Origin of the sequence: Rhizomonospora bruguierae (assembly GCF_018397995.1) — a bacterium.
GTDB lineage: Bacteria > Actinomycetota > Actinomycetes > Mycobacteriales > Micromonosporaceae > Rhizomonospora > Rhizomonospora bruguierae.
Map to the genome: position 1 here is coordinate 1 of NZ_BBQH01000153.1, position 1148 is coordinate 1148.

At 73.5% G+C, this 1148-nt stretch carries 1 protein-coding gene; it reads right to left on the bottom strand.

The window, feature by feature from the left end:
* Positions 1–945: polyketide synthase dehydratase domain-containing protein (locus KJS59_RS30585; protein ID WP_213457467.1), on the bottom strand; the 945-nt coding region annotated here is incomplete at its 3' end.
* Between the last annotated feature and the right edge of the window lie 203 nt (positions 946–1148).

A 1148-nucleotide genomic window follows, 5' to 3' on the forward strand; every position in this document is an offset into this window, starting at 1 on the left:
CGCACCCCCACCACCAACAGACACCGGAACCCACTCCACGGCCAGCAGTGAGCCGACCCCGCTGGTGGGCAGCCGGTCGGCGGAGAGCGGGCGGAGCCCGACCTCGGCGACGGTGGCGACCGGCCCGCCGGTGACGTCGGTCAACTCGAGCCGTACCGCGTCCGCCCGGCCCGGCACGGGCGTCGCCCGGACCCGGGCCGCGCGGACGCCGGGCGCGTGCACCTCGACGCCGCCGAACGAGAACGGAACCAGCGAGGGAGAGTCGTCGGCGGCGCCGACGCCGAGCGCGTGCATGGCCGCGTCGAGCAGCGCCGGGTGCAGCTCGAATCGCTCCGAGTCGTCACCGAACTGTTCCGGCAGCCGCACCTCGGCGAACAGTTCTGTCCCGTGCCGCCACAGCGCCCGCAGCCCCTGGAACCGGGGCCCGTACCCGAACCCCTGCTCGGCGAGGGCCTCGTAAGCCCCGTCGAGGTCTACTTCGGACGCGTCGGGGTGCGGCCAGATCGGGGCCGGTTCACCCGTGGGACCGGAGCCGACGTCCAGGAGTCCTTCGGCGTGCATGGTCCAGGTCTCGTCCGCGCGGGAGTAGATCCGCAGCCGCCGCTCGGCGTCGACCACCACCTGCACCTCGACCGCGTCGTCACCGCGCAGAACCAGCGGCGCGTGCAGCGTCAACTCCGCGACGGCAGGGTGTCCGACCTGCTTGCCCGCCCACAGTGCCAGCTCGACGAACCCGGCCCCGGGCAGCATCACCTGGCCGTGGATCTCGTGGTCGGCGATCCACGGCGGGGAGGATGCCGACCACCGCCCGGTGAAGGTGACCGCGTCCGAGTCCGGCGCCGGCACGGCCGCGGTCAGCAGCGGATGTCCGGCTCCGGCCCCGGCCGAGGCCGGGGCGCTGAGCCAGTACCGCTGCCGCTGGAAGGGGTATGTCGGCAGATCCACCCGGTTTCCGGCGGGCACTATCGCCGCCCAGTCAACGGGGAGCCCTTGGGCAAACAGTTGCGCTACCGCACCCAGGAGTGTCTCCGGCTCCGGCCGGTCCCGCCGGGTACTGGGCACCGCCCCTTCGGTCAGTGGGGTGAGGATCGCGTCGGGACCGACCTCCAGAATCCGGGTGACACCCTCGCCGCGGGCGGTCTCGATGG